The sequence below is a fragment of the Nocardia sp. NPDC051750 genome (assembly GCF_044453135.1).
Classification (GTDB): domain Bacteria; phylum Actinomycetota; class Actinomycetes; order Mycobacteriales; family Mycobacteriaceae; genus Nocardia.
Window position 1 is genome coordinate 398,759 of sequence record NZ_JBITCK010000003.1, and the last position, 26,857, is coordinate 425,615.

Sequence of the window (26,857 nt, forward strand, 5' to 3'; positions counted from 1 at the left end):
AGCGGCGCCGGAGGCGCCGCAATCAAACACTGCATTACGCTGTTCGGGTGGCGATATCCAAGGTCGAGCGCCTGATGAATCTGGTCATCGCGCTACTGTCGACCCGGCAGTTCCTGACTGCGGAGCGGATCCGGGAGAGTGTCGCGGGGTACGAGGACTGTGCCAGCGACGAGGCGTTCAGCCGGATGTTCGAGCGGGACAAGAACGAGCTCCGCGATCTGGGCATTCCGCTGGAGGTGGGGGCCTCCGGCCGGTTCTCCACCGTGGAGGGCTACCGCATCAACCGGGATGCCTATGAACTACCCGATATCGATCTGACCAGCGAGGAGTCGGCGGCGGTCGCGGTCGCTCTGCAGATGTGGGAGTCGCCCGAGCTCGCGTCCGCCGCGGCCGGTGCCCTGCTGAAGCTGCGGGCCGCCGGTATCCATGTGGAGACCGATACCGCGTTCGCCGCCATTCCCGCGGTGCCGGCGCGTACCCGCGGGTCCGAACCGGTGCTGGGTAAGTTGCTCGCGGCCATCGACGCCGGTCAGGCGGTGCGGTTCGAACATCGCGGGGCCAGTAATTCGCCGTACCTGATGCGCGATGTGGAGCCCTGGGGTGTGGTCACGTTGCGGGGCCGCTGGTATCTGGTGGGACACGATCGGGACCGGGATGCCGTGCGGACCTTCCGGTTGTCCCGGATCGGTGCGGAGATCACGCCGTACGGGCCGCGTAATGCCGTGCGCGCGCCGGCCGGTACGGATCTGCGGGAGATCGTCGCCCGCGTCACCGGAAGTGCGCCCGTCACCGGATCGGCGACGATCTGGGTGGCGCAGGGCCGTGGCCGGGATCTGCGCCGGATCGGTGAGGTGGTCGGCTCCCGCAGTTTCGGCGGGCGGCCGGGCAGTGTGCTGGAGGTGCCGATCCGATCGCAGAATTGGGTGGCTCGCCTGATCACCGGGTTGGGGCCCGATGCGCTGGTGCTCGAACCGGCGGACCTGCGCGCCGATGTGGTGGCGCGGTTGCGTTCGGTGTTCGATCGGACCGAGGTGCCGTTGTGAGTACGCGACTCTCGGCGCGGCTGTCGCGCCTGTTGAACATGGTGCCGTATTTCGTGGCCAATCCCGGTATCAGCGCAGCCGAGGCCGCCGCGGACCTGGGTGTCACGACGAAACAGCTGATGGCCGACCTCAACCAGTTGTGGATGTGTGGCCTGCCCGGTTACGGGCCCGGTGACCTGATCGACCTGTCGTTCTCGGAGGAGAGCGTGCAGGTGACCTTCACCGCCGGTATCGAACGTCCGCTGCGGCTGACGTCCATCGAGGCGACCGCGGTGCTGGTGGCGTTGCGATCCATCGTGGATCTACCGGGCATGGTGGACCCGACCGCCGCGCATGCGGCCATCGCCAAGCTGGAGGCCGCGATCTCGGATGCGGTACCGCCCGCGCCGTCACCCGGCCCGCCGGTCGAGGCACCCGCCGTCACCGCCGTCCGTTCCGCGGTGGCGGCGGCCCGGGCGGTCCGGCTGGAGTATTACTCGGCCAGCCGCGATGTGGTGTCGACGCGGGTGGTCGACCCGATTCGCATTGTGGCGGTGGACGACAACAGCTATCTGCAGGGATGGTGCCGGGAGGCCGAGGGGGTGCGGCTGTTCCGGTTCGACCGGATCGAATCGGCGGAAGAACTGGCCGAACCGGCGCGGCCGCCCCATGAGGCACGCGATGCCGATGCGGGCTTGGATCTGTTCCAGGACGACCCCGCGGTGCCGCTGGCCCGGCTGCTGATCGCCGCCGATTACGCCTGGGTGCTGGACCAGTACCCGATGCATCGGATGGTGGTCCACCCGGACGGCAGCCTCGAGGCGACGATGCGGTTCGCCACCCTGGACTGGATGGCGCGGCTGGTACTCGGCTTCGGGTCCGGTGTGACCGTCCTGGGACCACCGGAGTTGGTGGGGGCGGTCCGGGACCGCTCCGAGGCCGCGCTGGCCGCCTATCAGGGTGCCGGGCTGGACGAATCGCCCTGACCCGGCGCGTCCGGGGCGGCGCGCCCGGGCGGCGGGGTGGTGAACAGCGGTTGACCAACGGTGTCACATCGCTGTGAGTGCCCCCGCTCCCGTTCGATGCCGCCATTACGCCAGGTAGCATCGGACAGACCACAGTCTTGGGAGGTAACCACAATGGGCAGTCTGAGCATCTGGCACTGGCTGATCATCGCGGCGGTGTTCGTGGTGTTCTTCGGCGCGAAGCGGATGCCCGACGCGGCCCGCAGTCTCGGCCGGTCGCTGCGCATCTTCAAAAGCGAGGTGAGCGAAATGCACAACGACGGCAAGTCCGCGAGCCCCGCAGCTCAGCCCGCACCGGAACTGCCGGCGGGCCGGGAAGCGAACGCATCGGCCACCGAGACCCGGAACGAGTCGAAAACGCTCTGAGGCCCGTCTCCGTGGGCCCGGGCAGCGCCCGGGCCCGGTTTGCGACGGCTGTCGACCCGGCGCTGCCGACCGGGCACTGACACCTCTCCCGTGCGGGGCACCGCCGGGGCCGGTCCGGTGCCGCAGGCCGAGCGGAGCGAGGCACGCTGATACGAGGGCATCCACACACCATGCGAATTCCGTTCGACCCCCGGCGCAGCAAACGCCGCACCAATCCCGACGGCACGATGTCGCTGGTCGAGCATCTCCGGGAGCTGCGCACCCGGCTGCTGATCTCGCTCGCGGCGATTCTCGTCACCACCATCGTGGGCTTCCTGTGGTACGCGCATTCGTTCCTCGGTGTGGAAAGCCTCGGCGAGATCCTGCGTGGCCCGTACTGCGATCTTCCCGATTCGGCGCGGGCCTCGCTGTCCCCGGACGGGGCGTGCCGGCTGCTGGCCACGGCGCCGTTCGAACAGTTCATGCTGCGGTTGAAGGTCGGTATGACGGCCGGCGTGGTGATGGCCTGCCCGATCTGGCTGTACCAGTTGTGGGCGTTCATCACGCCCGGTCTGTACCCGAAGGAGCGCAAGTACGCGGTCGGCTTCGTGGCATCGGGTTCGGTGCTGTTCGTGGTCGGCGCGATCCTCGCCTACTGGGTGATCGCGCACGCCCTGAGTTTCCTGCTCAGCATCGGCGACAATGTGCAGATCACCGCCCTGAGCGGTTCGCAGTACTTCAGCTTCATCATCCAGTTGCTGATCATCTTCGGCGTGAGCTTCGAGACGCCGCTGCTGATCATCGGACTCAACCTGCTCGGGATCCTGACCTACGAGCGGTTGAAGGCCTGGCGGCGCGGCATCATCTTCGGCCTGTTCGTCTTCGCGGCCATCGTGACACCGCAGGATCCGTTCTCGATGCTGGCGCTGGCGCTGGCGCTGACCGTGCTGTTCGAGGTCGCGGTGCAATTCGCCCGGGTCAACGACAAACGCCGGGCCAAACGCGCCGAGCAGGAGCTCGGGGCCCTCGACGACGAACAGGCCTCGCAGATCGGGGCACCCACCGGGGTCGATCCGGCGGCGCCGATCACCGCGGCGGATCCGGTGCCTGCGTCCGATACGCCGACCCGCACCGCATCGGACTATTCGGACACACTCTGAGCCGTTTCGCGCGGACCGGCGGCGATCAGGCGATTTTATCGGCGCGACCGGTGTCGTAATCCTCCATTAGTCTCGGACACGTGACATCGCACGCGTCGCTGACCGCCGAACTCTCCCGGTTCGCCGCCGAGCTGACATTCGAGCTGGACCCCTTCCAGCGCCAGGCCTGTACCTACCTCGAACAGGGACACGGGGTGCTGGTCTGCGCGCCCACCGGCGCCGGGAAAACCGTGGTCGGGGAGTTCGCGGTGCATCTGGCGCTGGCGTCCGGCGGCAAATGTTTCTACACCACGCCGATCAAGGCACTGTCGAACCAGAAGTTCGCCGATCTGACCGAACGGTACGGGCGCGACCGGGTCGGCCTGCTCACCGGCGACCAGTCGATCAATCCGGACGCCCACGTGGTCGTGATGACCACCGAGGTGCTGCGGAATATGATCTACGCCTCGTCGGACGCGCTGCGCGCGCTGTCGTATGTGGTGATGGACGAGGTGCACTACCTGGCGGACCGCTTCCGCGGCGCGGTTTGGGAGGAGGTCATCCTGCACCTGCCCGCGGAGGTACGGCTGGTCAGCCTGTCCGCGACGGTGTCGAATGCCGAGGAGTTCGGCTCCTGGATGGAAACAGTGCGCGGCAACACCGCCGTCGTGGTGGACGAGACCCGCCCGGTGCCGCTGTGGCAGCACGTGATGGTGGGCCGCCGGATGTTCGATCTGTTCGACAGCGAATCGTCGGACCAGCGGGTCCTCGTCGATTCCGACCTGGTCCGCTACATCAAACAGCGCGAGGCATCCGATCGCATGGAGGGCTGGGGCGGTCCGCGCGGCCGGGGCGGCCCGCGGCGTTTCTTCCGCCCGCTGCCGCGGCCGGAGGTGCTCGCCCGGCTCGACGAGGAAGGGCTGCTACCGGCCATCACCTTCATCTTCAGCCGGGCGGGCTGTGACGGGGCGCTGGCGCAATGCCTGCGGTCCGGGCTCGACCTCGGCGGTGCCGCCGACCCGGAGGTCGTGGACGCGATCATCGAGAAGCACACCGGGGAGCTGCCGCGCGCCGATCTCGAGGTGCTCGGCTACTGGGAATGGCGGGAGGCGCTGCATCGCGGGCTGGCCGCGCATCACGCCGGTATGCTGCCCGCGTTCCGGCACACCGTCGAGGAGCTGTTCGTCAAAGGCCTGGTCCGGGCGGTGTTCGCCACCGAAACGCTGGCGCTCGGTATCAATATGCCCGCTCGTACGGTCGTGCTGGAACGGCTGGTCAAGTTCAACGGCGAAACGCATGCCGAACTGACCCCGGGGGAGTACACGCAGCTCACCGGGCGTGCGGGCCGGCGCGGTATCGATGTCGAAGGGCACGCGGTAGTGCTCTGGCAGCCCGAGGTCGATACCAGCGCGGTTGCCGGGCTCGCCTCGACCCGCACGTATCCGCTGCGCAGCTCCTTCAAGCCCGGCTACAACATGTCGATCAACCTGATCGACCGGCTCGGTTCCGACGAGGCGCGGCTGCTGCTGGAGCGCTCGTTCGCGCAGTTCCAGGCCGACCGCTCGGTGGTGGGCCTGGTCCGCGGTATCGAACGCAACGAGGCGCAGCTCCACAAGCTCGCCGACCAGCTGGGCGGTACCGACGGCGATTTTCTCGAGTACTTCACCCTGCGGGAACGGATCAAACAGCGGGAACGGCAACTCACCCAGCAGACCCGCAGCGACCGGCGCACGGCGGGTGTCGCGGCACTCACCGAACTGCGGCGCGGGGATGTAGTCGCGATCGGTGCCGGGCGCCGGGCCGGTCTGGCGGTGATTCTCGAACCCGATGCCACTCCGGGGGATCCGCGCCCGCTGGTGCTCACCGAGGACAAATGGGCCGGCCGGGTCTCGGTCGCGGATTTCCCGGTCCCGGCCGAACCGCTGGGCCGGATGCGGTTACCGCGCCGGGTCGACCATCGCACGGCGCGCACCCGCCGGGATCTGGCCTCGGCGCTGCGCAGTACCGGGATCACCGCACCCGGCCGCCCGCGGCGCGAGAAACGCGCCCGGGGCGCGGACGATCCGGAATTGGCGACCCTGCGGCGCACCCTGCGGGCCCACCCCGCCCACTCTCGGCCCGACCGTGAGCAGCTGGCCCGGGTGGGGGAGCGTTATCACCGGGTGCGCCGGGAAACCGAGGCCATGCGCCAGAAAGTCGCGGCGACCACGAATTCGCTGGCCCGGACCTTCGACCGGATCGTCGGGCTGCTGGAGGAGCGCGGGTTCGTGCACGACGGGGAGGTCACCGCGGACGGGCGGCGGCTGGCCCGGATCTACGCCGAAAGCGATCTGCTGGTCGCCGAATGCCTGCGCCAGGGCTTGTGGCGCGGCCTGGGACCGGCGGAGCTGGCGGCGGTTGTGTCGATTCTGGTGTACGAATCGCGTTCGGAGGGAGGGTATCTCGGGGCCGCCGGGCCGACGGCGCCGATCCGGCGTGCGGTGGCCGACACCATCGCGCAGTGGTCCCGGTTGCGCACCGACGAGGCCGAGCACCGGCTGGCCCCGACCCGCGAACCGGACCTCGGATTCGTCGGCGGCATCTACAAATGGGCCCGCGGTGACGCTCTGGTGGACGCCATGCTCGCGGGCGGGGATCAGGGCACGCCGCTCTCGGCGGGGGATTTCGTGCGCTGGTGCCGTCAGGTGATCGATCTACTCGACCAGATCCACTCCACCGCAGACGATACCGAGGTCGCGAACACCGCGGCCAAGGCCGTGCGAGCGATCCGGCGTGGTGTCGTTGCGGTGGACGCGGCATGAGCGGGTCAGGCCCGGAGGCGGCAGCGCAGCGTAACCACGTAGGGCCCCCGCTCGTGCGTAATGGGCAGAGCATGAGCGTGTCAGGCCCGGAGGCGGCAGCGCAGCGTAACCACGTAGGGCCCGCGCTCATGCCCCGGTAGAGCCAGCGTGAGACCATCGATTGTGATTTGATTTCAACCGCACGCGGGGGGCTACCGTGTGTTCGACAATGCGAGTGGAGGCAACCAGATGAGTGGGCCGTACGGACCGAACGACGCCCCGGGGCCCGGGGAGGGACGTAACGATCCCACCCAGGCCTGGAGCGGGCAGCAGCCGCCCGGCGCGGCGCCGCAGTGGGGGAGCCCGCCACCCGCGCAACCCCCGAACGATCCGCAGCAGGCGCAGGCCACCCAGAAATGGGGTGGTGGCGACCAGAGCGGCCAGCAGTGGCAGCCCCAGCCGCAGCCGCAGCCGCAACAGTGGAGCCAGCCCCAGCCGCAACCACAGCAGCCGCAACCGCAGCAATGGAGTGAGCCCACGCAGCAGCAGTGGGGTCAGCAGCCGCCGCCGCAGCAGTGGGGGGACCCGAACCAGCAGCAGCCTCAACAGCCGCAACCACAGCAGTGGGGGGATCCGAATCAGCCGCAACCGCAGCAGCAGTGGGGCGATCCGAACCAGCAGCAGTGGGGTCAGCAGCCGCAGGCGCAGTCGGGGCAGTGGGGGCAACCCGCCCAGCAGCAGTGGGGCGCGCAGCAGCAGCCGTCGAGCGGGGGCGGGAAGAAGACCGGCCTGATCGTCGTGTTCTCGCTGCTGGGCGTGGCGGTCGTGGCCGGCGTGGTGGTGGCGATCCTGATGCTGACCGCCAAGGACGAACTCGATCAGGCCGCGGTGCAGACCGGCGTGACGAAGGTTCTCGAGGAGTCCTACGGCATCGAGGACGTCAAGGATGTTCAGTGCCCCGCGGGCCAGGAGGTCGCGGTGGACTCGACGTTCACCTGCGATCTGAAGGTCGGCGGCGAGGCCAAGAAGGTCAATATCAAGATCACCAAGGAGGATGGGACCTACGAGGTGGGCCGTCCGAGCTGAGTGCGGCATAACCAGAACCCGCCGGAGAGTGCTCTCCGGCGGGTTCTGCGTTTCCGGCAGGTCTTCGCGCTCGGATACCGGGCCCGGGTCGTCGGCCCGGGCACCGGTGATCGGCGGCTCGAGTCGCCCGCGCCCGCGCCGAGCCGCGGGGGCAATGCGCGCTTGTGGCGAGCGCCCGCGGGAATCGCGCCCACCACACCGGCGGCGCGGTCCGCAGGTTTTTCGGTCTGTAGCGCGGGGGGGGGGGGGCGGTCCGCCGGTCGCCGACGCTGCGGCGGTCTGCTATTCGCAGGTCGCGAGGGCGGCGATCAAACGTTTGACCGGGCTTTCGGCGTTGTAGGCGCGGGCCAGCTCCTTCAAGGCGTCGGCATCGGCCGGAATGGGGTGCAGGATATCGGGCCGGGACAGGATCACATTCGCGTCGCGGACCACCCGCACGACCGGCGCCGCGGCGTCGAGGTAGTCGGCCGCCGCGCGGAGTTTGGCCCGCACCCCCTGGGCGAGATCGGCGGCGGGATCGTCGACAGCGGCACGTAATGCCTCGAGCGAGCCGAACCGGTCGATCAAGGTGGCGGCGGTTTTCTCCCCGATTCCGGCGGCTCCCGGCAGCCCGTCGGAGGAATCGCCGCGCAAGGTGGCCATATCGGCGTAGGCGGGGCCCGCATTCTCTTGTGGCACACCGTATTTGGCGGACAGCTCGACAGGGCCGAAGAGTTCCGCCTTGGCCAGGCCGCGTCCGGCGTAGAGCACCCGGACCGGCGGGGCGGGGGTATCGCGTACCAGTTGCAGCAGATCCCGGTCGCCGCTCACCACGACCACCGGATCGGTCCGTTCGGTCGAGGCCAGGGTGCCGAGTACGTCGTCGGCCTCCAGCCCGGCGGCGCCACCGGTGGCGATACCGGCCGCGGCGAGCACCTCGAGAATCATGTCGACCTGCGGGGTGAGCCGGTCCGGCACTTCCTCGGCCCCGGGTTCGGCGCTCGCGGACGTGTCCAGGCGATGTGCTTTGTAGGTCGGCACCAGATCCACCCGGAACTGCGGGCGCCAGTCCAGGTCGAGGCAGACCACCAGGCGGGCGGGGCGGTGCCGGGTGATGAGGGCGGCGACCATATCGGTGAATCCGCGCAAGGCGTTCACCGATCTGCCGTCGGGCGCGGTGATCTTGTCCGGGATGGCGTGGAATGCCCGGAACCACAGACTCGCGCCGTCCAGCAGCAGCAGTGGACGCGGCGTGGTGTCGGTCGTAGTCACCCGCCGGAATCTACCGGGCCCTACCGACCGATACGGTGTGCCTCCCCTGAAGCCGGGTAAGTTCGAGTCCATGAGCGCGCACACGGAGTCACGGTTCGCGGTGGAGGTCTACGAGCAGCGGCTGGAGCGGGCGGTACAGCTGATCCGCGAGGCGCATCTGGACGCGCTGCTCATCACGCCCGGGCCCGATCTCAGGTACCTCATCGGGTCCGCCGCACAGTCGTTCGAACGACTCACCTGCCTGGTGATCACCTCGGACAAGGCCACCCCGTCGGTGGTGGTGCCGAAACTGGAGGTCGCCGGGCTGCGGGAATCCGCGGTGGACGAGCTCGGACTGCGGGTACTGGACTGGGTGGACGGGGTGGACCCGTACGAACTGGTGCAGTCGGCACTGCATATCGGATCGCGGGTGGCGGTCGCGGATGCCATGCCCGCCCTGCATCTGCTGCCGCTGGCGCGGAGTTTCAGCGGCCTGCCCGTCTCCGCAACTCCGGTCCTGCGCGAGCTACGGATGATCAAGGACGAGGCCGAGATCGCGGCCCTGCACCGGGCCGGTGCCGCCATCGACCGGGTGCACGCCCGGATGGGTGAGTTCCTGCAGGTCGGGCGTACGGAAGCCGAGGTCGGCAAGGACATCACCGAGGCCATCGTGGCCGAAGGGCATACCGAGGCCGCGTTCGTGATCGTCGGAAGCGGGCCCAACGGCGCCATCCCGCATCACGAGGTCTCCGACCGGCGGATCGAGGCCGGGGATGTGGTGGTCATCGATATCGGCGGTCCGGTGGAGCCCGGGTATTACTCCGACTCCACCCGGACCTACGTGCTCGGCGAACCCGCTCCGGAGATCGCCGCACGCTGCGCCGAACTGGAACGAGCCCAGGCCGCGGCCGTCGCGGCGGTGCGCCCGGGTATCCCGGCCGCGGCCGTGGACGCGGCGGCCCGCGAACCGCTCGAAGCCGCCGGTTTCGGACCGGCGTTCGTGCACCGCACCGGCCACGGGATCGGGCTCTCGGTGCACGAGGAGCCCTATATGGTCGCGGGCAACGATCTCGAATTGCGTCCGGGGATGGCCTTCAGCATCGAACCGGGGATCTATTTCCCGGGTGAGTGGGGTGCCCGGATCGAGGACATCGTGGTGGTCACCGAGGACGGCTGCGTCTCGATGAACCAGCGGCCGCACGGTCTCACGGTGCTGCCGGCCTGATACTCGGTCCCGGCCCGGGCTGTCTCGACAGCGAGCGCCCCGAGTGGACGTTCGGCGTGCCGCTGGACGGCATTGTGGGCAAGCACCGGCTGCGCTGATACCGGGCGACGGCGCCCGGCAGCGAGTTCGGTGTGCGCGGTGGCGTCGCCGTCTCGGCCGGGCGCGGCCTGCCGGTGACCGGCTCCGGGGTCGCTGGGTACCTACCGAGGCCGGGTATCGGGGACCCAGGGTGGCGGGGTGGTGTCGTGTGACTCATGCGTTCCGCAGCGCCACCCCGCACAGCACCCGCCGCACCTCGATGGAAAGCACTACGCGGGCCGGGTTCTCCCGTGGGGTGCGGTAGCGCTCGGCATAGCGGCGTTCGGCCTCCCGGACCTGCTCCGGGTCGTCCAGGACCGAGGCCGGGCCTTCCAGCGTGAGCCAACGCCGCCCATCGACTTGGCCGACCGCAGCGTAGCCGGAGCGCCGGATGTTGCGCGCCTTGACCGAGCTGCCGCTGGTGATCACGCGGACCAGCCCGGCGTCACCGTCCCAGGTGAATCCCACCGGCACCACATGGGGAGTGCCGTCGGCCCGCAGGGTCGTGAGGGTGGCCAGATGCCGTTCGGTGAGGAACTCCACGGCCGCGGGCGACAATTCGACGGTGTGCGTTGTCATGAAAGGACCGTAGCGGGTGGCGTGAGTGTGGCCCGAGGTCCCGGTGCGGATTGCGAACGGCGCCGGATGACAGACTGAGCGCATGGTTGCGCGTCGTACACGAGGGATCGACCCGGGCACCGTGCTGGTGCTGGGTGGGCGCAGTGAAATCGGTCTGCAGGTCGCGCTGCGGCTGGCCCCGGGCCGGACCGTGGTGCTGGCCGCGCGCCGGTGCGGGGATCTGGACACCGAGACCGCGGCGCTCACCGCGGCCGGTGCGACGGCGGTTCATCCGGTCGAGTTCGACGCCGACGATACCGGGAGCCATGCCGCGCTGCTGGGCAAGATCGTCGCCGACTACGGCCCGATCGGGGTCGCGGTGCTGGCATTCGGCGTGCTGGGCGATCAGGCCCTGGCCGAAACCGATCCCGCCCACGCACTGGCGGTGGTGCACACTGATTACACCGCCCAGCTCAGCGTCCTCACCGTGCTGGCGAACGAGCTGCGCACCCAGGGGAGTGGTCACCTCGTGGTGTTCAGTTCGATTGCCGGGGTCCGGGTGCGCCGTGCCAACTACGTATACGGTTCGGCCAAGGCCGGGCTCGACGGTTTCGCCAGTGGTCTCGGCGACGCACTGCACGGTAGCGGCGTGCATCTCCTGCTGGCCCGGCCGGGATTCGTCATCGGCCGGATGACCGAGGGGATGCGCCCGGCCCCTTTCTCCATCACTCCCGACCAGGTGGCCGCCGCCGTGGTCACCGCGCTGGGCCGCCGCGCGCGGCAGGTCGCTGTTCCGGGGATCCTGCGCCTGGTGTTCGTCGGTATGCGCCTGCTGCCCCAGGGCGTCTGGCGGCGGATGCCGCTGTGAACGCCGCGGCTGCCCGTCGCGCACGAGCCGGACAAGGGCTCCCCCGGCAGCCGGCCGGCGGTCGGCGATGAGCACCGGTCCGGGGTTCCGGTGGGCCGGGCCCCCGATCCCCGTGATCGGTCTCGGCGCCGACGGCTGGCCGGGGCTCGCCGAGACCTCGCGCGCGGCCTTGCGGGAGTGCGCGGTGCTGCTGGGGTCGGACCGGCAGCTGGCGTTGCTCCCGGACGAGGTCACCGCACACCGGCAGGCCTGGCCTTCGCCGCTGCTGCCCGCACTACCGGGACTGCTGGCGGAACGGGACGGCACCCGGCTCGGTGTCCTGGCCAGCGGCGATCCCATGTTCTACGGCATCGGAACCACGCTCGCGCGACTGCTCGGCCCGGAATCGCTGCGGGTGCTGCCGCAGCCGTCGTCGGCATCGCTGGCCTGCGCCCGGCTGGGTTGGTCACTGCCGGAGGTGAGCATCGTCAGCGTGGTCGGCCGGCCGCTGCCGCGGTTGCTGCCGGAACTCACCGAAGGACGCCGGGTGCTCGTGCTGAGTGCGGACGCCGGAACTCCCGGCCGAGTGGTGGAGCTGTTGCGGGACAACGGTTTCGGACCCTCGCAGGTGACCGTTCTGGAGCAACTCGGCGGCCCGGCCGAACGGGTGGTCTCGGGAACCGCAGCGGACTGGCGGGAACCGCCCGGCGACCCCCTCAACATCGTGGCTGTCGCGGTGGCTGGGCAGCCGGGACGCCTCCGCCTGACCCGGCTGCCCGGACTCCCCGACGCCGCCTACGGTGGCGACGGGCAACTCACCAAGTCCGAGATCCGCGCGCTGACCCTGGCCGCGCTGGCCCCCGGGCCCGGCGAGACACTCTGGGATATCGGCGGGGGCTCCGGCAGTATCGCCATCGAATGGTGCCGGACCCACCCCTTCTGCCGCGCGGTGACTTTCGAAACCCTGGACCGGCGTCGCGACCAGATCAGTGGCAACGCCCGCGCACTGGGAGTCCCCGAGATCGATATCCGCGGCGAGGCAATCGCCGAGATCACCGCCGGGACGGTACCGGGTTCACCCGACGCGATATTCCTCGGCGGCGGCCTCACGACACCGGGGCTGTTCGATCGGTGCTGGTCGCGGTTGCCCGGCGGTGGGCGCCTGGTGGCCAACGCGGTCACGGCGGAATCGGAGGCGCTGCTCGTCTCGTGGGCCGGCGCGCACGGTGGGACCCTGCGCCGGTTCCAGGTCTATCGCGGGGAACCGCTGGGGCGCTTCACCACCTGGCGGCCGCAGTTGCCGGTGACCCAGTGGTCGGTGGTGAAGACCCCGTCCGCGCAGCTCGGGGACGTCCGGGAAACGTAGTGCGAGCGGGCCCGTCAGTAGTGGGGATGCCGAATGCGGCATGGGCGAATCGGGCGGCGGTAGTAATGTCGGTGTGCGTTCCGAGCGTGGGTCAACGGACTCGCGCGCAACGGGGAGACTCGATTGTGAAATACAAGAAATTCGCCGCGACCGCGATCATGGCGGCCGCGGCCACCGGTATTGCCGCCGGCACCGGCTACGCCGCTCCGGCTCCCGCGGCCCCCGCCGTCGAACAGCCGCAGAACGCGGTACCGGAGGTCACCGGCCAGGATCGCGGCGTGGACTACACCCTGGCCCTGGCCGAGGCCGGTAAGTCGCTGGTCACCACGGTGTCCGGGGGTGTGTTCCAGCTGGACACCGCGAACAACGCGGTCGTGCTGACCAATGCCGCCGGCGAGCGCCTCACCAGTATTCCGCTCAGCCAGCGCACCGGCGATCAGGTGGTCGCCGTCGCCGCCACGATCGACAAGGACAGCAGCCGGCTGACTCTCACCCCGCAGGCCACCCCCGTCGCGGGGGCACCGGCGCAGGCCCGGTTCATCGGTGCCCAGCAGTGGTTCATGAACGAACTGCAGGACGCGTCACTGGGTGCGGCCGTGGGTGCGGCCATCGGTGCGGGTATCGGGTTCCTGTTCCTGGGTATCGGCCTGATTCCGGGCGCGATCATCGGCGCCGGTATCGGTCTCGCGGTGGCCGGTGGCCCGCCGCTGCTGGACTCCGCTGTCGCCTACTTCAGCGGTCAGCCCTGAGAATTCTGCTACTGGGCGGGACCGGGGAAGCCCGTGAACTCGCCCACGCACTCGCCGGCGAGCGAGGACTCGAGATCGTGTCCTCGCTCGCCGGTCGCGTTGCCGACCCGGTCCACCCCGGCGGGACGGTGCGGGTCGGCGGATTCGGGGGCGTCGAAGGACTGCGGAACTGGCTGGCCGGCAACCGGATAGACCTGCTTGTCGATGCCACCCACCCGTTCGCCGCGACCATGACCGAGCACGCCGCGTGGGCGAGTGCGGCGCTGCGCCTGCCCATGGTCAGGGTGAATCGCCCCGGCTGGACCGCCGAACCCGGCGACCGGTGGATCCGCGTACCCGATCTGGCCACTGCCGCACGAACGTCCGCGGAACTGGGTGACCGCATCCTGCTCACCATCGGCCGTCAGGGGGTCGGCGCGTTCGCGGAGTGTCCACGGCCCTGGTATCTGGTCCGAGCCATCGATCCACCCGAATCCGCGCTGCCGCCGCATCACGAAATCCTGCTCGCCCGGGGACCTTTCACGGTGGCGGCGGAATCCGCGTTACTGGCCCGGCACCGGATCGAGGTGCTGGTCACCAAGGACAGCGGCGGTGACGCCACCGCGGCCAAACTCGTCGCGGCCCGGGATGCGGGACTTCCGGTGGTGATGGTCGACCGGCCGCCCGCCCCGCCCGGCCTTGTCGAGGTGGCCACGGTCGCCGCCGCGCGGGCATGGGTAACGGAATATGCTGCGGCGCACCGTATCGGACCGGACGACTGGGAGAAATAATCGGATCAGCCGAGGTGGCGCCCGGTCCGTTGCGCTATTCGCGGATTGGGCCGAGTTCTCCGGCACCGGACCGCGCAACTCCGTGTGGAACGGTGCGTGATGCCTGCTTTTCGAACCGGGTATCCGAGGCGAATGCTGCCGCCGGATCCGCTCGGCGAGGGACCCGGCCCCTCCCGATGCGGGCCGATCTCAGGACGCGAGCAGGTCCGGCAGCCGGTCGAACCACTCCAGGACCGCGCGTTCGTAGCCGATACCGAATTCCAGGGTGGCGCGGGCGTGCGGTGGCATCGCCGCACACTCCTGCGCCCGGTACCGGTCCAGGCGTTCCTGGTGGATCTTGCGGCTGTTGTCGATGATCGAGGCCAGATGGTCCCGGTCGAGGTGACCGCCGAAATTCAGGGTGAGCAACAACGGAAAGCGGATGGTCTCCGCACTCGGGTCGCGGGCGATCCATTCGGCGAACTCGGCGCGGCCCGCGTCGGTGATGCGATACGGGGTGCGCTCGCGGGCGCCGGTTTCACCCTTGACCACCAGACCCGCGGCATCCATGGTGGCCAGCTCCCGGTAGACCTGACTCTGGGTGATCGTCCAGAAGTCGCCGATCCGTTCCTGGGCGATATTCACCAGATCCCACCCCGACATCGGACCCTCGTGCAGGAAACCCAGGAGTGAGGCGGCCGTGGAGTTCAGCGGCCGCTTCCGTTTGCCGTTCACCACGTGTCCCTTCCACCGACGTTATTCCATAGTGGAATGCTATCGGATGCTGCTATCGGGTGGGATAGCGCCGTGCGGTGAACACCCGGGGCGCGCCGGCGTCGCCGACCATCGCGGTGGTGGAGGCACCGATGATCAACAGCGTGCGCATATCCACCTCGGTGGGTTCCAGGTCGCCGAGCGTCACCACCCGCACCGATTCGGCCGGCCCGCCGACATCGCGGCCGAGGACCACCGGAGTGTCCGCTGCGCGGTGTCCGAGCAGGATGTCCTTCATTGCGCCGACCTGCCAGGTGCGCTGGCTGGAGCCCGGGTTGTAGACCGCGATCGCCATATCGGCGGCGGCCACCGCCGCCAGCCGCTGTGCCACGACCTCCCACGGTTTGAGCCGGTCGGACAGCGAGATCATCGCGTAATCGTGACCCAGCGGGGCGCCCACCCGGCTGGCGACCGCGTTCGCCGCCGTTACGCCGGGCAGCACCCGCACCGGAACCCCGGCCCACTGCGGGTCGGCGGATTCCTCCAGCACCGCGGCCGCCATCGCGAAAACCCCGGGGTCACCGGAGGACACCACGACCACTTTTCCACCGCGCCGGGCGAGATCCAGCGCCATGGCGGCGCGTTCGGATTCCACCCGGTTGTCGCTGGCGTGGCGGCGCTGTCCGGCCCGGACCGGGACCCGGTCGATATAGGTGGTGTAGCCGACGAGGTCGGTCGCGGCGGCGAGGGCCGCGGTGACCTCGGGGGTGGTCCAGGCGGAATCACCCGGACCGAGTCCGACGACGACCACTTCGCCGGTTTCGTCGTCGCTCGACCCGGGCGTGGTGGATGCCGTCTCGGCGGCGGCAGAGGTGGTCGGGGAGGGTGCGGTCGTTCCGGTGGTCGTGGACGGGACCGCGGCGATACCGGCGTTCTCCCCGGATTCGGTGCCGTCCCGCGCACCGCCGTCGAACGGGGTTGCCGCGGAACGCTGCCCGTGGGGAAGGGCGGTGGTCGGTTCGGGGCCCGGCACGATGGTGATCGCGAAATACGGGACCTGGGATTCGTCCACCTCCCCGGCGGGCAGCACCCGTTCCCGTTCGCTGCTGGCCCGTTCGACGTAATAGGCGCGATCGAGCCGGCCCGAATCGGCGAGCGCCTTGCGGACGGCCGGATAGGTGCGCCCGAGTTTCATGATGGCGGCCGCATCGCTGTCGGCGAGGCGGCGGGTGAGCTCATCCGGGGGCATGGTGCCCGGCAGGACCGTCAAAACCTGTTCGCCTTCGACCAGCGGGGTGCCCAGGGCGGCGGTCGCGGCGCTCACCGAGGTGATGCCCGGAATGATCTCCGCCTCGAAGCGGTCGGCGAGCCGCCGGTGCATATGCATGTACGAGCTGTAGAACAGCGGGTCACCGGCGGCCAGCAGCGCGACCGACCGGCCCGCCGCCAGATGGGCGGCCAGTCGCTCGGCGGCGGCGGCGTAGAACTCGTCGATCGCGCCCTGATAGCCGCCGGGATGGTCGGTGGTCTCGGTGGTGACCGGGTAGATGAGATGCTCCTCGAGCTGGCCCGCCCGCATATACGGTTCGGCGATACCCCGCGAGATACTGCGCCCGTGCCGGGCACTGTGGAACGCGACCACATCGGCTTCGGCGATGATCCGCGCGGCCTTCACCGTCACCAGTTCCGGGTCTCCCGGCCCCAGCCCGACACCCCAGAGTTTCCCGGTACGCACCGTCATTCCTTCTCGCTCGCGATCGCGTTCAAGGCCGAGGCGGTGATCGCGCTGCCGCCCCGCCGTCCTCGCACGGTCAGGTATTCCAGACCTGTGGTCTCGGCCAGGGCGTCCTTCGATTCGGCGGCACCGACGAAGCCGACCGGAATGCCGAGCACCGCGGCCGGCGTGGGCGCCCCGGCCGCGACCATATCCAGCAGATGGAACAGGGCGGTCGGGGCATTGCCGATAGCCACCACCGCACCGCCGAGCCGGTCCCGCCACAGTTCCAGCGCCGCCGCCGACCGTGTGGTCCCGAGGCGGGCCGCCAGCTCCGGCACCCGCGGATCCCGCAGGAGGCACAGCACCTCGTTATCGGCAGGCAGCCGGGTGCGCGTGACTCCGGACGCCACCATGTTCGCGTCACAGAGAATGGGTGCACCGTCGCGCAGTGCCTGCCGCGCGGCCGCCACGACACCGGGGGTGAACGCCACATCGCCTGCCAGATCCACCTGGCCGCAGCCGTGGATCATCCGCACCACCACCTGCGCGATATCCGCCGGAAACCGGTCGAGCTCGGCTTCGGCACGGATGATCGAGAACGATCGGCGGTAGATCTCGCCCGCGTCGGTGAGATAGCCGGTGCGTGTGTCGGACATGCGCACACCCTATGCGGGGCCGGGCGGCCGGGGCGGTCCCGGGTGCGGAACCCGGCATCGATTCGCGCGTGGCTCCTCTCCGTGGCCGGGGGTCTGCGTTAGAACTGGTGCACCGCCCCCGAACAGGTCAGGAGCCCGAATGTCGACACCGCCGCTGCCCCCGGCTGCCGCCGAGATGCTCGCCGGCCCCAATCCGTGCACCGTCACCACGCTGCGATCGGACGGCGCACCGGTCTCCACCGCCACCTGGTATCTGTGGGAGGACGGTCGCATCCTGCTGAACATGGACGACGGACGCGTGCGATTGAAACATCTGCGCCGCGATCCGCGGGTCACCCTCACCGTCCTCGACGAGGGCAACTGGTACAACCACATCAGCCTGATCGGCCGCGTTGTGGAGCTGCGTGCCGACGCGGAACTTGCCGATATCGACCGGATGTCCCGGATGTACACGGGGAACCCCTACCCCGATCGTGTCCGCTCCCGGACGACCGCGGTAATCGAGATCGACCGCTGGCACGGTTGGGGCAGTTTCAAGGACAGCGATCAGGCATCGCCCTGACCCGTCACGCTGCCCGCATCCCCGCCGCGCCCCGGCAGTACTGCCAGATCGACAGCAGGTGCTCCTCGGAGTAGCGGGTGCGGGGCAGGTAATGCTCCGGCCGGATATGCCGGTCGTGCCAGAAATGCCCCGACATCGGTGCCGGGGTGGTGGCCGTGAGCCAGACAGCGGTATCGGCGCCCTGGCCGGCGGTACGCAATGCGGGTCGCAGCGCGGAGCTGAAGCGGGGGAGCGATGCGGTGAGGCCGGGGGTGCGGACCCACCCCGGATGCATCGCGTGCACGCTCACCCCGTGGTCGGCCAATCGCTGGTCCAGCAGCGGTGTCACCGCGACCTGGATTCGTTTGCTGCGAGCGTAGGCGGTGGCGCCGTGATACTCGCCGCGGCGGTACTCCGGGTCCTGGATGGGGAGCGGTTGCGCGTACATACCGCCCGACGCGACGAAAACGATGCGGGCGTCGCCCGACCCGCCGAGCAGCGGAACGAGCCGGTCGGTGAGCCGGAGCGGGCCGAGGACATGGGTGGCCAGGGTCAGTTCGTGCCCGCGTGAATTCTCGGCCCGCTCCACCGGGAGCACACCGGCGTTGTGGACCAGGATGTCGAGGGTGCGGAACTCGGCCGACAGGGCGTCGGCGCAGGCGTCGATACTGTCCGGTTCGGCCACATCGCAGCGCACCAGGCGGATGTCGGCGCCCGGTACGGCGGTGCGGATCTGATGGCGAGTTCGCTCGCCGCGGCCGAGATCGCGCACCGCGAGGACAGTCACCGCCCCGAGCGCGGCCAGCCGGGTCGCCATTGCCGCACCGATACCCGACCCGGCGCCGGTCACCAGCGCCGTCCGGCCGCGGAGCGCGCCGGGGGCGGGATCCTCACCGGCCCAGCAGATTTTGCGCAGGTGGTAGCCGGCCCGGGTGTAGCCGGGGAGAATCGTCCGGTCGAGTAGAGCGTCGAGCGCGTGGATCATTCCTCGTCTCCTCGGGTGAGTAGGAACTGTTCGACATCCAGGTAGCCGCTGCGGAATCCGGCCTCGGCGTAGGCGAGGTAGAACTCCCACATCCGCCGGAACACCGGGTCGGCACCGAGGTCGGCGGCGGGCGCGGCGTTGCGGGTGAACTGTTCCCGCCACAGTCGGAGGGTTTGCGCGTAATGCCCACCCATCGAGAATCTTTCGCTCACCCGGAGATCGGTATGGCGACCGACGGTATCCGCGAGGAGGCGTGCGGACGGCAGGAATCCGCCGGGGAAAATGTACTTCTGGATCCAGGTGTAGGTGTTTCGCGTGGCGAGCATGCGGTGGTGCGGCATGGTGATCACCTGCAGCGCCGCTCTGCCCCGCGGGGCGAGGAGCTGTCGTACAGCTAGAAAGTACGTATCTAGATATTCGCATCCAACAGCTTCGATCATCTCGACCGAGATCACCGCGTCGTATTCGCCGGTGATCTCCCGGTAGTCGGACAGATCGACCTGGACGCGGTCGGCTGCGCCGGCCGCGGCGATCCGCTCGCGAGCCAGGCGCTGTTGCTCGACCGACAGCGTTACGGATCGGACGGTGGCGCCGCGTTCGGCCGCGCGGACGGCGAGAGCGCCCCACCCGGTGCCGATTTCGAGCATTCGGGTGCCGGGTCCTACCTGTGCCGCGTCGAGTATCCGGTCCATTTTGCGCTCTTGCGCGCCGGCGAGATCCGACCACCGGGGCGGTGGGGTGGTCGTGGGGAACAGTGCACTCGAGTAGGTCATCGTCTCGTCGAGGAATAGGGCGAAGAACTCGTTGGACAGGTCGTAGTGGCGGGCGATGTTGCCGCGGCTACCGCGGCGGGTATTGCGTTCGGTACGAGGATGTTTCGCGACGTAGAGCCGGCGTAGCCGCTGAAGGACGGGCGGGACGAGGTTCTCGATATCGGCCGCGAACACGGTCAGCACCGCGGCAAGGTCGGGTGCGGACCACTCTCCGGCCATATAGGACTCGCCGAAGCCGATGAGGCCCGCCGCGCCGAGTCGCGTGGCGAAATCGCCGGGGCGGTGGAGAACCAGCAGGGGTGCGGAAGGGTCGTCCGGCATGCGGCCGAGGGCCAGGCCGTCCGGGTATTCCACCCGCAGCGGTAAGCGGCGTACGGCCCGGCGGAAGAGCCTGTCGGCCACGGATGCCGCGACCGCGGTCCGCGGCCCGGTCGGCGGGCGTTCGACACCGGTTCGGGCCGGTGAGATGTGGTCGGACAGATCGGTTGTCACCGGGACTGCTCCTCGCTCGGTGAGAGGGGACGGGGGACGATCGGAAGACCCCGCAGCCAGAGCAGCACGCCCTGGATCCGGATCCGTGCCGCGACCGCGAGCGGGGCCAGCGGCATCGACAGTGCGGCCCGCAGGATCGCGCGCGTGGTCGCGGGACGGCAGGTGCCGGTGACCGTTGCGGTCAGGATCGGTTCGTCGCGGCGCAGCGTGATGGACAGATCCAGATGCTCGCGGGGTTCGGGTAGGCGCATCCGGTATTCGCCGTCCACCGCGTTGAACGGCGAGACATAGAACTGCTTGCCGACCCGGGCCCGCCCGGCTCCGTCGGTGCGCAGCAGGTACGGATGCCGCTCGCGATAGGTGTTGTGCACCTCGGCGACGACGCAGACCGGTGTGCCGGTGTCGTCACGGCACCAGTACAGCGTGAGCGGGTTGAAGACGAAGCCGAATACCCGCGCGTTGGTGAGCATCAGGATCGGTCCGTCGCGCAGGTCGATTCCGTGCTCTGCCAGGTACACGTCGAGGTTCTCGCGCAGGCTGCGACGGGGATCGCCGAGGTGATCGGCGGCGCGGATCCGGGTCACCGGACCCAACCAGTGGTGTCGCGGCGGGGCCGGATCGTCGAGGTCCACCAGCCAGCTGTAACTGCGGTACCGAAATTTATGCCGGACCGGGGCATGGCGCCTGTGTTCGATCGTGGTGTACACGAGCCGGGCGGTCATGACGTGGGAAGGGGACGCAGGATCCGGCCGGGCCAGTGCGCACCGAGCTTCTCGGCGGCGCGGACGCCGGACAGCGCACCGTCCTCGTGGAAACCCCAGCCGTGGTAGGCGCCGGCAAAGGCGATGCGGGAGCAGCCGAGTTCGGCGAGACGACCTTGCGCGGCCACCGATTCCGGTGTGTATCGGGGATGTTCGTAGACCATGCGGTCCAGGACCGCCTCCGGGGCCACCCGGTCCTCGTCGCCGAGGGTGACCAGGAACCGGGGTGCGGCCGGTTCGTCCAGGCGGTGCAGGCGGGTGAGGTCGTAGCTGACGAGCACCCGGTCGGGCGTCGCCGCGCAGCCGGGCAGGCGGTAGTTCCACGAGGCTCGGGCCCGGGCGGCGCGCGGTAGCACCGAGGTGTCGGTGTGCAGCACCGTGTGGTTGACCGAGTAGGGCATCGCGGCCAAGAGCCGCCGTTCGGCCACGGTGGGTTCGGCCAGTATTCGCAACGCCTGATCGGGGTGGGTGGCTATCACCGCCGCGTCGAAGACCCGGACCTCGTCCGCGTCGTCGCGGATCGCGACTCCGTCGCCGCGGCGGTGCACCGTCCGGACCGGAGTGCCGGTCAGCACCACCGCGAGCCGGTCGGCGACGGCCCGCACATAGCCGGCCGACCCGCCGCGGACGGTGCGCCAGGTAGGCGAGCCGAACAGCGTCAGCATGCCGTGGTGTTCCAGGAAGGTGAACAGGTAGCGGGCCGGATAGCGGAGGGCGGTGCGCGGATCGCACGACCACACCGCGGAGACGAGCGGCGTCAGGAAGTGGCTGACGAAGTAGTCGGAGAACCCGGCTCGGCCGGTGAACTCGCCGAGGGTGAGCGCCTCGGCGGGATCGCCGGCGAGTTCGGCGCGCGCGAGCCGGTGGAAGCGCGGTACTTCGGTGAGCAGGCGCAGGTACCGGCCGCGCAGAAGCGATCCGGCGCGCGGGAACAATCCGCCGATTCCGCACGCTCCCGCGTACTCCAGACCGCAGCCGTCACACCGGACCGACATGCTCATATCCGTGTCCTGGGTGGTGACGCCGAGATCGGCGAACAGCCGCAGCAGCGTGGGGTAGGTCCGGTTGTTGTGCACGATGAAGCCGGTGTCCACCCCGATCGTGCGGCCGTCCCGCAGGCGGATGTCGTGGGTGTCGGCGTGACCGCCGAGCCGGGGATCGGCCTCGTAGAGGGTCACCCGGGCCGTGCCGGAGAGCACCCAGGCGGCGGTGAGCCCGGCGACTCCGCTGCCCACGACCGCGATCTGTCTCTCGGTGCGGCCCGATTCGTCGTGATCGTTCATCGTGTTCCTCCGATCGGCGACCCGCGGCCGCCCATGCATCGATTATGCATCGCTTATGCAGCGAATGCGACCCGAGCCCGGAAACTCGTGGAATGTGTGTGCCGGCAATGAGCGGTTACCGGCCGCTGGGCCGGCGTAGATCCGGCGGCTCAGTCGAGTTGTGTGAGGGCGTCCGTGAGGCCGGTGAGGTGCCGTGCCCCCGCCGGCAGGATCACCGCGTCCCAGCCGGGACCGCCGACGAAAACCCGCGCTCCGGCCTCGGCCCCGGCGCGCACGCTCGAGGTCAGGGCCGTCGATTCGTGGTGCGACCAGAGGACGAGGTCGGCGGCACGCGGCAGCCGGGCGAGCGTATCGGCGAGCGCGGCCGTGGGAACATCGGCGCCGAGCATGCGAGCGCCCACGCCGCGCTCGGTCAGTGCCGCGCGCAGCACCTCCAGCGGCAGCGCATGGGTTTCGCCCCCGGTGCAGGCCAGTACGATCGGCCGCGCCGGCAACCGGTCCGGCGGCTGCGCGCGGTGCAGCGCCACGGTGATGCACCAGGACAGCAGATGCTCGACATCGATGCAGCCTTCGCCGCTCTCCTGCCGGGCGACGATCTCGCCGAAAGCGGGGCGGCAGAGGTTCTCCCAGGTGTCCACTACGCCGTGGGTGTCGAGGTGAGCGTTCAATTGTGCTGTCACCGAAGGGTGATCGAGGCGGAACGCCGCGCTCAGCAGTGAATCGCGATCGCCGGGGCCGGTGGCGGGAGCGCGGACCACCGCCGCGGCGCCGGCCGGCGTGGCACCGTCCCGGACCAGCTCGAGCATCAACCGCAACTGGGCGATATCGGCCTCGGTGTACAGCCGGTGGGTACCGGGCCGGTGCCCGGACGGGCCGATGGCATAGCGCTGGTTCCAGCTTCGCAGTGTCGCCGTGGGGATGCCGAGCCGATCGGCGACCGCGCGGACGGTGTACCCGGCCGCGTGGTCGGCGGGAGGGGAACCGGCGGGCATCGTCTTATTCTGCCCGTTGCGGCGTCCGGCCCCGGCAGGGCCCGGGCCTTCGCGGACCGCTCGCACGCCGGGGCCCGGTCGCCACGGTCACCGTTCCCGCGTCGCGAGCAGGCCCGATACGCCGCACAGCAGCCCCCAGCCCGCCGCGACGAGGACGGCTTTGCCGCGTTCCGGGCGCCCGCGCAGGGCCGCGGCCAGGACCGCGGCATCCGAGAAATCCGCAGCGACCCGGCCGGCGAGGGCCATTTGCAGTGCGCTGGGGGTGGGCGCCAGGGCGATGGCGAGACCGGAGGCGAGGTCGCGGAATCCGGTGGTGCGGGTCAGGACACGCCGGGCCGGATCGTCGTCGCTCCAGCCGCACGGCGTCAACAATAGAGCGGGGCGCACCGCGACGGCCGCGCCGTAGCACGCGGTGGCCACGCCCGTCAGTCGCGCGAGGGTGTCGGTCGCCATCGGTCCTCCTGAATGTCGTCGATGGTGTACGCATCGATTATGCATCTATATGGTGGTAGTAATCACCCATCACCCACACCGATTCACGAGGAGTAATCGTGACCACCCATCGAGCAGCTCGCCGGGCACTCGGCCTCGTCGCCGCCCTCATCGCCTTCGGTGCCGTCACCACAGGCGGAGCCGGCGCCGCGCCTACCGGTCCCGCTCCCGTACCCGCCCTGGACCTCGATCGCTATCTCGGCACCTGGAACCAGCTCGCCGCCGTTCCGCAACCGTTCAACCTGGAATGCGCTCGGGACACCCGGGCCGAGTACACCCTCGACCCGCAGGGGAATATCGGCGTCTACAACCAGTGCGTCACCTGGTCCGGTGGCCGCAACGAGATCCGGGGCACCGCGAAGGTGAACGACCCCGTCACCCGGGCGCAGTTGCACGTGAGCTTTCCCGGGGTGCCGGGCCAGGACGGGCTCGACGGTCCCACGAACTACATCGTCACCGCGCTCGCCCCCGACTATTCCTGGGCGCTGGTCACCGACCCCAGCCGGCTCTCGGGTTTCGTCCTGGCCCGTGACGTCGCACTCGACGCGCCCACCTGGGATCGGATCCGAGCGGAAATCACCGCGGCCGGCCAGAGCCCGTGCATGTACCTGAGCTCTCCGACCTCCGGCGGCCGGTCCGATATCGCGCCACTGTGCCTGCGCTGAACACCGTTACCTGCCCGCCGGCCCACCACCTCGGACAGGTTGGCCGGCGGCCGATACGTAGCGCCGGACGCGGCGCCGGGGCCGAACGTCTGCTCGCGCGGAACGTCAGGTCCCGATTCCCGGCGTGGACGGGCCCCGGCTGATTTCTCACCGGCGCAGCGGGGGCAGGCCGTCCGGGATGTCGAGCTCGAGGCCCACCGCGCGCCCGCCGCGGCGGCGCACGCTGCCGAGCAGGGTGGTGAGAACGAAGATCCGGAACTTGTTGCCGTACTTAGCTTTCAGCGCCTGCGCGGCGGTCTGCCGCCGGCCGGGTGGTAGCACCTGAGCCGTTCCGGCGCGCCAAGGCCCGGTCGGAGTGCCGTCGAAGGTGGAGCGGGCCACCTCGATTCGAGGGTCGGCGATGATCCGCCGGACCTTCCAGGATCGTCCCGGGGTGTATGCGTACCAGCGGCCTCCGGCCGGTGCGAGCCAGATCGCGGTGGTGACCGGCGAACCGTCCGCGCGGAAGGTGCGCAGGGCGAAGAACTGGTCGCCGTCGGGGTCGTCGGTGAAGGCCATGATCTGTAGTCTGACAGCCCCGCCGACGAGGAGAAAACGAGCGCCACACGCCGAGCGGAACCGGTACCGCGGACCGGATCACTGCATAATCCGGGTATGGCAGACGACTGGAATACTCAGATCATCACCGAGTTCCGGGACAACGAGGGCCGGGTCGGTGGACCGTTCGAGGGCGCGCCGATGCTGCTGCTGCACCATCGCGGCCGGAAGTCGGGCCGCGAGGCGGTGACGCCGACGATGTACATGCCCGACGAGCAGAATCCCGGCGACCTGATCTATGTCTTCGCGAGCAAAGCCGGTGCGCCGACCAACCCCGACTGGTACTACAACCTGGTCACCGCCGGCCGGGCCACCGTGGAGCGCGGTACCGAGAGCTATGCGGTCTCCGTCTCGGAGGTGACGGGCGCGGAGTGGGACCGGATCTACGCCGAACAGGCCGGCCGCTATCCGGGTTTTGCCGAATACGAGGAGAAGACCCGCGGTATCCGCACCATTCCGGTGCTGGCGTTGCGCCGGGCGTGAGCACTAGCTCGCGTGCGGTGCGTGGAGAGCTTTCACAGTGGGGGAGTTGGGGGTTCGTGCGGGATCGGGATAGGTGCCCAGGACCCGGTCCGCGGTGCCGGCGGTGGTGACCGCGAACCAGTAGTGCTCGTTCTTGAAATGATGGAGCCGGTGGTTGCGCCGCACCGCGCGCAGTACCGCACCGCGCGGCTGGTAATCGGTGTGGACCAGGTAGTGCGTCCACTCGTAGACCAGCCCGAGCACCCCCACACCGGTCAGAAAGGTCAGGGCGAGACCGGGACGGCCGAACGCCAGGAAGGCGATCACCAGGAGCGCGGGCAGTAACCACAGGAAGGTCTGCCACGGGATGAAGACCAACTCGGAGCGTCTGGGATCGGCGTGATGTTCGCGGTGCTTGCGGGCCAGCAGCGAATCGACCCGCCACCGGCCGAGGGTCCGTGGCCGCCAGTGCAGGACGCACACATGGATGATCCATTCGACGAACGGGAACGCCGCGATCATCAGCACCGGGACCAGGGCATCGGTGATCCGCCAGTCGCCCACCAGCATTCTGGCGGTCGCTGCGCCGGCCAGCAGGGTGAGGATTACCCACGGTGACGGCGCGCGCACGAAACCACGGAGTACCTGCCGCAGCGTGAGTCGTGTGCGCCGGGCGTGCGCCTCGTCGGCCGACAGCCGTTGATGGGCCAGACGGTCGATTTCGGAGTGCCGGGCCTGCCGGGCCCGGAGTGATTCGGAGATGTTCACGGTGAGCTCCGCTCCAGACGGCTCAACAGCGCGTCGAATTCCTCGGTGGCGGCCGACAGCAGCGCTTCGGCGTGGCTGCGGGCGGTATCGGAATCACCCGCGACGACGGCAGCGGCGAGCGCGCGATAGCGATCGGGCTGTCCGACCTCGGCATCCATCACGCCGGCCAGTGCGGCCATCGCGGGTTCGTAGATGCCGCGCAACTGGTTGAACAACAGGCGGTACACGATGGAATCGGCCGCGTCCACGAGGCGGTCCCAGAACACGAGCGCTGCACGCTGCCGTCCGAGTGCATCCTGGTGCTCCGCCACAGCGTCTGCCGCGGCCGCGAGTGCCGCACCGAGTTCGGCGCCGCCGCGCCGGGCGGCCAACCCGGCGACCTCCCTGCCCAGCGACGCTCTGGTTTCGAGGATGCTGCGCACCACACCGTGGTCGAGTTCGCCGCCCCGGAAGATCAGCCGGGGCAGCAGTTCCAGCCCGCCGTGGCGACGCGGATCGCGCACGGTGGTACTGCCGCCCTGACGGATATCGACCAGGCCGGTGCGGGCGAGCCGCTGGACGGCCTCCCGCACCGTGGGTCGTGATACGCCGAGCGCTTCGGCCAGCTGTCGTTCCGCGGGCAAGGCCGATCCGGGCGGCAGCTCGCCGGTGAGGACGTCGTCGACGAGCTGATCGAAGATTTCGTCGGGCACCGACCGCCGGGCGATCCGTTTCAGAGCCATGAGGTCGAATCTAGGCCGCTTATTGGTAAGAGGTCAAG

The 26,857-nt window shown here is 69.8% G+C and carries 28 protein-coding genes; 14 read left to right on the forward strand and 14 right to left on the reverse strand.

What is annotated here, in order from left to right:
- Positions 1-47 precede the first annotated feature (47 nt).
- The 6 genes from ACIA75_RS15525 (at position 48) to ACIA75_RS15550 (ending at position 7,397) form a co-directional block, all read left to right on the forward strand.
- Positions 48-1,043, forward strand: a complete 996-nt coding sequence (locus ACIA75_RS15525) for a helix-turn-helix transcriptional regulator (RefSeq protein WP_397104199.1) — start codon at positions 48-50, stop codon at positions 1,041-1,043.
- Complete coding sequence (locus ACIA75_RS15530; protein ID WP_397104201.1) at positions 1,040-2,008, forward strand: helix-turn-helix transcriptional regulator; 969 nt, start codon at positions 1,040-1,042, stop codon at positions 2,006-2,008. The genes ACIA75_RS15525 and ACIA75_RS15530 overlap by 4 nt, the downstream gene beginning before the upstream one ends.
- Positions 2,009-2,161: 153 nt before the next feature.
- Positions 2,162-2,413, forward strand: coding sequence for a Sec-independent protein translocase subunit TatA (gene tatA / locus ACIA75_RS15535; RefSeq protein WP_397104203.1), 252 nt, complete (start codon positions 2,162-2,164; stop codon positions 2,411-2,413).
- A gap of 170 nt (positions 2,414-2,583) precedes the next feature.
- On the forward strand, positions 2,584-3,552 hold the full coding sequence (gene tatC / locus ACIA75_RS15540) for a twin-arginine translocase subunit TatC (protein WP_397104205.1): 969 nt from the start codon (positions 2,584-2,586) through the stop codon (positions 3,550-3,552).
- Between the two features lie 80 nt (positions 3,553-3,632).
- Positions 3,633-6,332 carry a DEAD/DEAH box helicase gene (locus ACIA75_RS15545; protein WP_397104207.1) on the forward strand — a complete coding sequence of 900 codons (2,700 nt, stop codon included), beginning with the start codon at positions 3,633-3,635 and terminating at the stop codon, positions 6,330-6,332.
- 228 nt (positions 6,333-6,560) lie between these two features.
- Positions 6,561-7,397 carry a DUF4333 domain-containing protein gene (locus ACIA75_RS15550; protein WP_397104209.1) on the forward strand — a complete coding sequence of 279 codons (837 nt, stop codon included), beginning with the start codon at positions 6,561-6,563 and terminating at the stop codon, positions 7,395-7,397.
- Between the two features lie 282 nt (positions 7,398-7,679).
- On the opposite strand, the gene ACIA75_RS15555 is transcribed toward ACIA75_RS15550, so the two are convergent.
- Complete coding sequence (locus tag ACIA75_RS15555; protein ID WP_397104211.1) at positions 7,680-8,648, reverse strand: 5'-3' exonuclease H3TH domain-containing protein; 969 nt, start codon at positions 8,646-8,648, stop codon at positions 7,680-7,682.
- Positions 8,649-8,718: 70 nt separating this feature from the next.
- On the opposite strand from ACIA75_RS15555, the gene ACIA75_RS15560 reads away from it, so the two are divergent.
- Entirely contained in the window at positions 8,719-9,852 is a 1,134-nt protein-coding gene (locus ACIA75_RS15560; protein ID WP_397104213.1) for a M24 family metallopeptidase, read from the forward strand.
- 252 nt (positions 9,853-10,104) lie between these two features.
- Here ACIA75_RS15560 and ACIA75_RS15565 read toward each other — a convergent pair whose 3' ends face one another.
- Positions 10,105-10,509 carry a pyridoxamine 5'-phosphate oxidase family protein gene (locus tag ACIA75_RS15565; protein ID WP_397104215.1) on the reverse strand — a complete coding sequence of 135 codons (405 nt, stop codon included), beginning with the start codon at positions 10,507-10,509 and terminating at the stop codon, positions 10,105-10,107.
- Positions 10,510-10,591: 82 nt separating this feature from the next.
- Between ACIA75_RS15565 and ACIA75_RS15570 the strand changes: the two genes are divergently transcribed.
- From ACIA75_RS15570 to ACIA75_RS15585, 4 genes are all read left to right on the forward strand, one after another.
- A complete protein-coding gene (locus tag ACIA75_RS15570; protein WP_397104217.1) occupies positions 10,592-11,356 on the forward strand; it encodes an SDR family NAD(P)-dependent oxidoreductase in 765 nt (254 codons plus the stop codon).
- 67 nt (positions 11,357-11,423) lie between these two features.
- The gene (gene cbiE, locus ACIA75_RS15575) at positions 11,424-12,701 is read left to right on the forward strand and encodes a precorrin-6y C5,15-methyltransferase (decarboxylating) subunit CbiE (RefSeq protein ID WP_397104219.1); all 1,278 of its coding nucleotides are present in this window, start codon (positions 11,424-11,426) and stop codon (positions 12,699-12,701) included.
- A gap of 125 nt (positions 12,702-12,826) precedes the next feature.
- Complete coding sequence (locus ACIA75_RS15580; RefSeq protein WP_397104221.1) at positions 12,827-13,450, forward strand: hypothetical protein; 624 nt, start codon at positions 12,827-12,829, stop codon at positions 13,448-13,450.
- Positions 13,447-14,220 carry a cobalt-precorrin-6A reductase gene (locus ACIA75_RS15585; protein ID WP_397105337.1) on the forward strand — a complete coding sequence of 258 codons (774 nt, stop codon included), beginning with the start codon at positions 13,447-13,449 and terminating at the stop codon, positions 14,218-14,220. Before ACIA75_RS15580 ends, ACIA75_RS15585 begins: the two co-directional genes overlap by 4 nt.
- 189 nt (positions 14,221-14,409) lie before the next feature.
- Here ACIA75_RS15585 and ACIA75_RS15590 read toward each other — a convergent pair whose 3' ends face one another.
- From ACIA75_RS15590 to ACIA75_RS15600, 3 genes are read right to left on the reverse strand one after another with little or no spacing between them, the layout of a single operon-like run.
- A complete protein-coding gene (locus tag ACIA75_RS15590; RefSeq protein ID WP_397104223.1) occupies positions 14,410-14,934 on the reverse strand; it encodes a PadR family transcriptional regulator in 525 nt (174 codons plus the stop codon).
- A 52-nt stretch (positions 14,935-14,986) separates the two neighbouring features.
- A complete protein-coding gene (locus tag ACIA75_RS15595; RefSeq protein WP_397104225.1) occupies positions 14,987-16,654 on the reverse strand; it encodes a precorrin-2 C(20)-methyltransferase in 1,668 nt (555 codons plus the stop codon).
- Complete coding sequence (locus ACIA75_RS15600; RefSeq protein WP_397104227.1) at positions 16,651-17,286, reverse strand: precorrin-8X methylmutase; 636 nt, start codon at positions 17,284-17,286, stop codon at positions 16,651-16,653. The genes ACIA75_RS15595 and ACIA75_RS15600 overlap by 4 nt, the downstream gene beginning before the upstream one ends.
- A gap of 139 nt (positions 17,287-17,425) precedes the next feature.
- Here ACIA75_RS15600 and ACIA75_RS15605 point away from each other — a divergent pair, with 139 nt between their 5' ends.
- On the forward strand, positions 17,426-17,848 hold the full coding sequence (locus ACIA75_RS15605) for a PPOX class F420-dependent oxidoreductase (RefSeq protein ID WP_397104229.1): 423 nt from the start codon (positions 17,426-17,428) through the stop codon (positions 17,846-17,848).
- 4 nt (positions 17,849-17,852) lie between these two features.
- On the opposite strand, the gene ACIA75_RS15610 is transcribed toward ACIA75_RS15605, so the two are convergent.
- The 6 genes from ACIA75_RS15610 to ACIA75_RS15635 all read right to left on the reverse strand — a co-directional run bounded on the left by ACIA75_RS15610 (position 17,853) and on the right by ACIA75_RS15635 (position 23,566).
- The gene (locus ACIA75_RS15610; protein WP_397104231.1) at positions 17,853-18,812 is read right to left on the reverse strand and encodes an SDR family NAD(P)-dependent oxidoreductase; all 960 of its coding nucleotides are present in this window, start codon (positions 18,810-18,812) and stop codon (positions 17,853-17,855) included.
- A complete protein-coding gene (locus ACIA75_RS15615; protein ID WP_397104233.1) occupies positions 18,809-20,077 on the reverse strand; it encodes a class I SAM-dependent methyltransferase in 1,269 nt (422 codons plus the stop codon). The genes ACIA75_RS15610 and ACIA75_RS15615 overlap by 4 nt, the downstream gene beginning before the upstream one ends.
- On the reverse strand, positions 20,074-20,799 hold the full coding sequence (locus ACIA75_RS15620; protein WP_397104235.1) for a DUF1365 domain-containing protein: 726 nt from the start codon (positions 20,797-20,799) through the stop codon (positions 20,074-20,076). The genes ACIA75_RS15615 and ACIA75_RS15620 overlap by 4 nt, the downstream gene beginning before the upstream one ends.
- Complete coding sequence (locus ACIA75_RS15625) at positions 20,796-22,121, reverse strand: NAD(P)/FAD-dependent oxidoreductase (RefSeq protein ID WP_397104237.1); 1,326 nt, start codon at positions 22,119-22,121, stop codon at positions 20,796-20,798. The genes ACIA75_RS15620 and ACIA75_RS15625 overlap by 4 nt, the downstream gene beginning before the upstream one ends.
- A gap of 149 nt (positions 22,122-22,270) precedes the next feature.
- Complete coding sequence (locus tag ACIA75_RS15630; protein WP_397104239.1) at positions 22,271-23,113, reverse strand: MerR family transcriptional regulator; 843 nt, start codon at positions 23,111-23,113, stop codon at positions 22,271-22,273.
- 87 nt (positions 23,114-23,200) lie between these two features.
- Complete coding sequence (locus tag ACIA75_RS15635; protein WP_397104241.1) at positions 23,201-23,566, reverse strand: hypothetical protein; 366 nt, start codon at positions 23,564-23,566, stop codon at positions 23,201-23,203.
- A 98-nt stretch (positions 23,567-23,664) separates the two neighbouring features.
- Between ACIA75_RS15635 and ACIA75_RS15640 the strand changes: the two genes are divergently transcribed.
- Entirely contained in the window at positions 23,665-24,270 is a 606-nt protein-coding gene (locus tag ACIA75_RS15640; protein WP_397104243.1) for a lipocalin family protein, read from the forward strand.
- A 147-nt stretch (positions 24,271-24,417) separates the two neighbouring features.
- Here the strand turns inward: ACIA75_RS15640 and ACIA75_RS15645 are convergent, their stop codons facing one another.
- A complete protein-coding gene (locus tag ACIA75_RS15645) occupies positions 24,418-24,828 on the reverse strand; it encodes a PPOX class F420-dependent oxidoreductase (protein WP_397104245.1) in 411 nt (136 codons plus the stop codon).
- 96 nt (positions 24,829-24,924) lie between these two features.
- Between ACIA75_RS15645 and ACIA75_RS15650 the strand changes: the two genes are divergently transcribed.
- A complete protein-coding gene (locus ACIA75_RS15650; RefSeq protein WP_397104247.1) occupies positions 24,925-25,350 on the forward strand; it encodes a nitroreductase family deazaflavin-dependent oxidoreductase in 426 nt (141 codons plus the stop codon).
- A 3-nt stretch (positions 25,351-25,353) separates the two neighbouring features.
- Here ACIA75_RS15650 and ACIA75_RS15655 read toward each other — a convergent pair whose 3' ends face one another.
- The gene (locus tag ACIA75_RS15655) at positions 25,354-26,025 is read right to left on the reverse strand and encodes a sterol desaturase family protein (RefSeq protein WP_397105339.1); all 672 of its coding nucleotides are present in this window, start codon (positions 26,023-26,025) and stop codon (positions 25,354-25,356) included.
- Between the two features lie 68 nt (positions 26,026-26,093).
- Positions 26,094-26,819 carry a FadR/GntR family transcriptional regulator gene (locus ACIA75_RS15660; RefSeq protein ID WP_397104249.1) on the reverse strand — a complete coding sequence of 242 codons (726 nt, stop codon included), beginning with the start codon at positions 26,817-26,819 and terminating at the stop codon, positions 26,094-26,096.
- Positions 26,820-26,857: the final 38 nt, after the last annotated feature.

Excerpts from the sequence above, each read along its gene's own strand:
- ACIA75_RS15645 (WP_397104245.1), bottom strand. The coding sequence starts at position 24,828 with ATGGCCTTCACCGACGACCCCGACGGCGACCAGTTCTTCGCCCTGCGC.
- ACIA75_RS15610 (WP_397104231.1), bottom strand. The coding sequence starts at position 18,812 with ATGATCCACGCGCTCGACGCTCTACTCGACCGGACGATTCTCCCCGGC.
- ACIA75_RS15630 (WP_397104239.1), bottom strand. The coding sequence starts at position 23,113 with ATGCCCGCCGGTTCCCCTCCCGCCGACCACGCGGCCGGGTACACCGTC.
- tatA (WP_397104203.1), top strand. The coding sequence starts at position 2,162 with ATGGGCAGTCTGAGCATCTGGCACTGGCTGATCATCGCGGCGGTGTTC.
- ACIA75_RS15595 (WP_397104225.1), bottom strand. The coding sequence starts at position 16,654 with ATGACGGTGCGTACCGGGAAACTCTGGGGTGTCGGGCTGGGGCCGGGA.
- ACIA75_RS15605 (WP_397104229.1), top strand. The coding sequence starts at position 17,426 with ATGTCGACACCGCCGCTGCCCCCGGCTGCCGCCGAGATGCTCGCCGGC.
- ACIA75_RS15635 (WP_397104241.1), bottom strand. The coding sequence starts at position 23,566 with ATGGCGACCGACACCCTCGCGCGACTGACGGGCGTGGCCACCGCGTGC.
- ACIA75_RS15650 (WP_397104247.1), top strand. The coding sequence starts at position 24,925 with ATGGCAGACGACTGGAATACTCAGATCATCACCGAGTTCCGGGACAAC.
- ACIA75_RS15570 (WP_397104217.1), top strand. The coding sequence starts at position 10,592 with ATGGTTGCGCGTCGTACACGAGGGATCGACCCGGGCACCGTGCTGGTG.
- ACIA75_RS15660 (WP_397104249.1), bottom strand. The coding sequence starts at position 26,819 with ATGGCTCTGAAACGGATCGCCCGGCGGTCGGTGCCCGACGAAATCTTC.
- ACIA75_RS15625 (WP_397104237.1), bottom strand. The coding sequence starts at position 22,121 with ATGAACGATCACGACGAATCGGGCCGCACCGAGAGACAGATCGCGGTC.
- ACIA75_RS15565 (WP_397104215.1), bottom strand. The coding sequence starts at position 10,509 with ATGACAACGCACACCGTCGAATTGTCGCCCGCGGCCGTGGAGTTCCTC.
- ACIA75_RS15550 (WP_397104209.1), top strand. The coding sequence starts at position 6,561 with ATGAGTGGGCCGTACGGACCGAACGACGCCCCGGGGCCCGGGGAGGGA.
- ACIA75_RS15620 (WP_397104235.1), bottom strand. The coding sequence starts at position 20,799 with ATGACCGCCCGGCTCGTGTACACCACGATCGAACACAGGCGCCATGCC.
- ACIA75_RS15600 (WP_397104227.1), bottom strand. The coding sequence starts at position 17,286 with ATGTCCGACACACGCACCGGCTATCTCACCGACGCGGGCGAGATCTAC.
- ACIA75_RS15560 (WP_397104213.1), top strand. The coding sequence starts at position 8,719 with ATGAGCGCGCACACGGAGTCACGGTTCGCGGTGGAGGTCTACGAGCAG.
- cbiE (WP_397104219.1), top strand. The coding sequence starts at position 11,424 with ATGAGCACCGGTCCGGGGTTCCGGTGGGCCGGGCCCCCGATCCCCGTG.
- tatC (WP_397104205.1), top strand. The coding sequence starts at position 2,584 with ATGCGAATTCCGTTCGACCCCCGGCGCAGCAAACGCCGCACCAATCCC.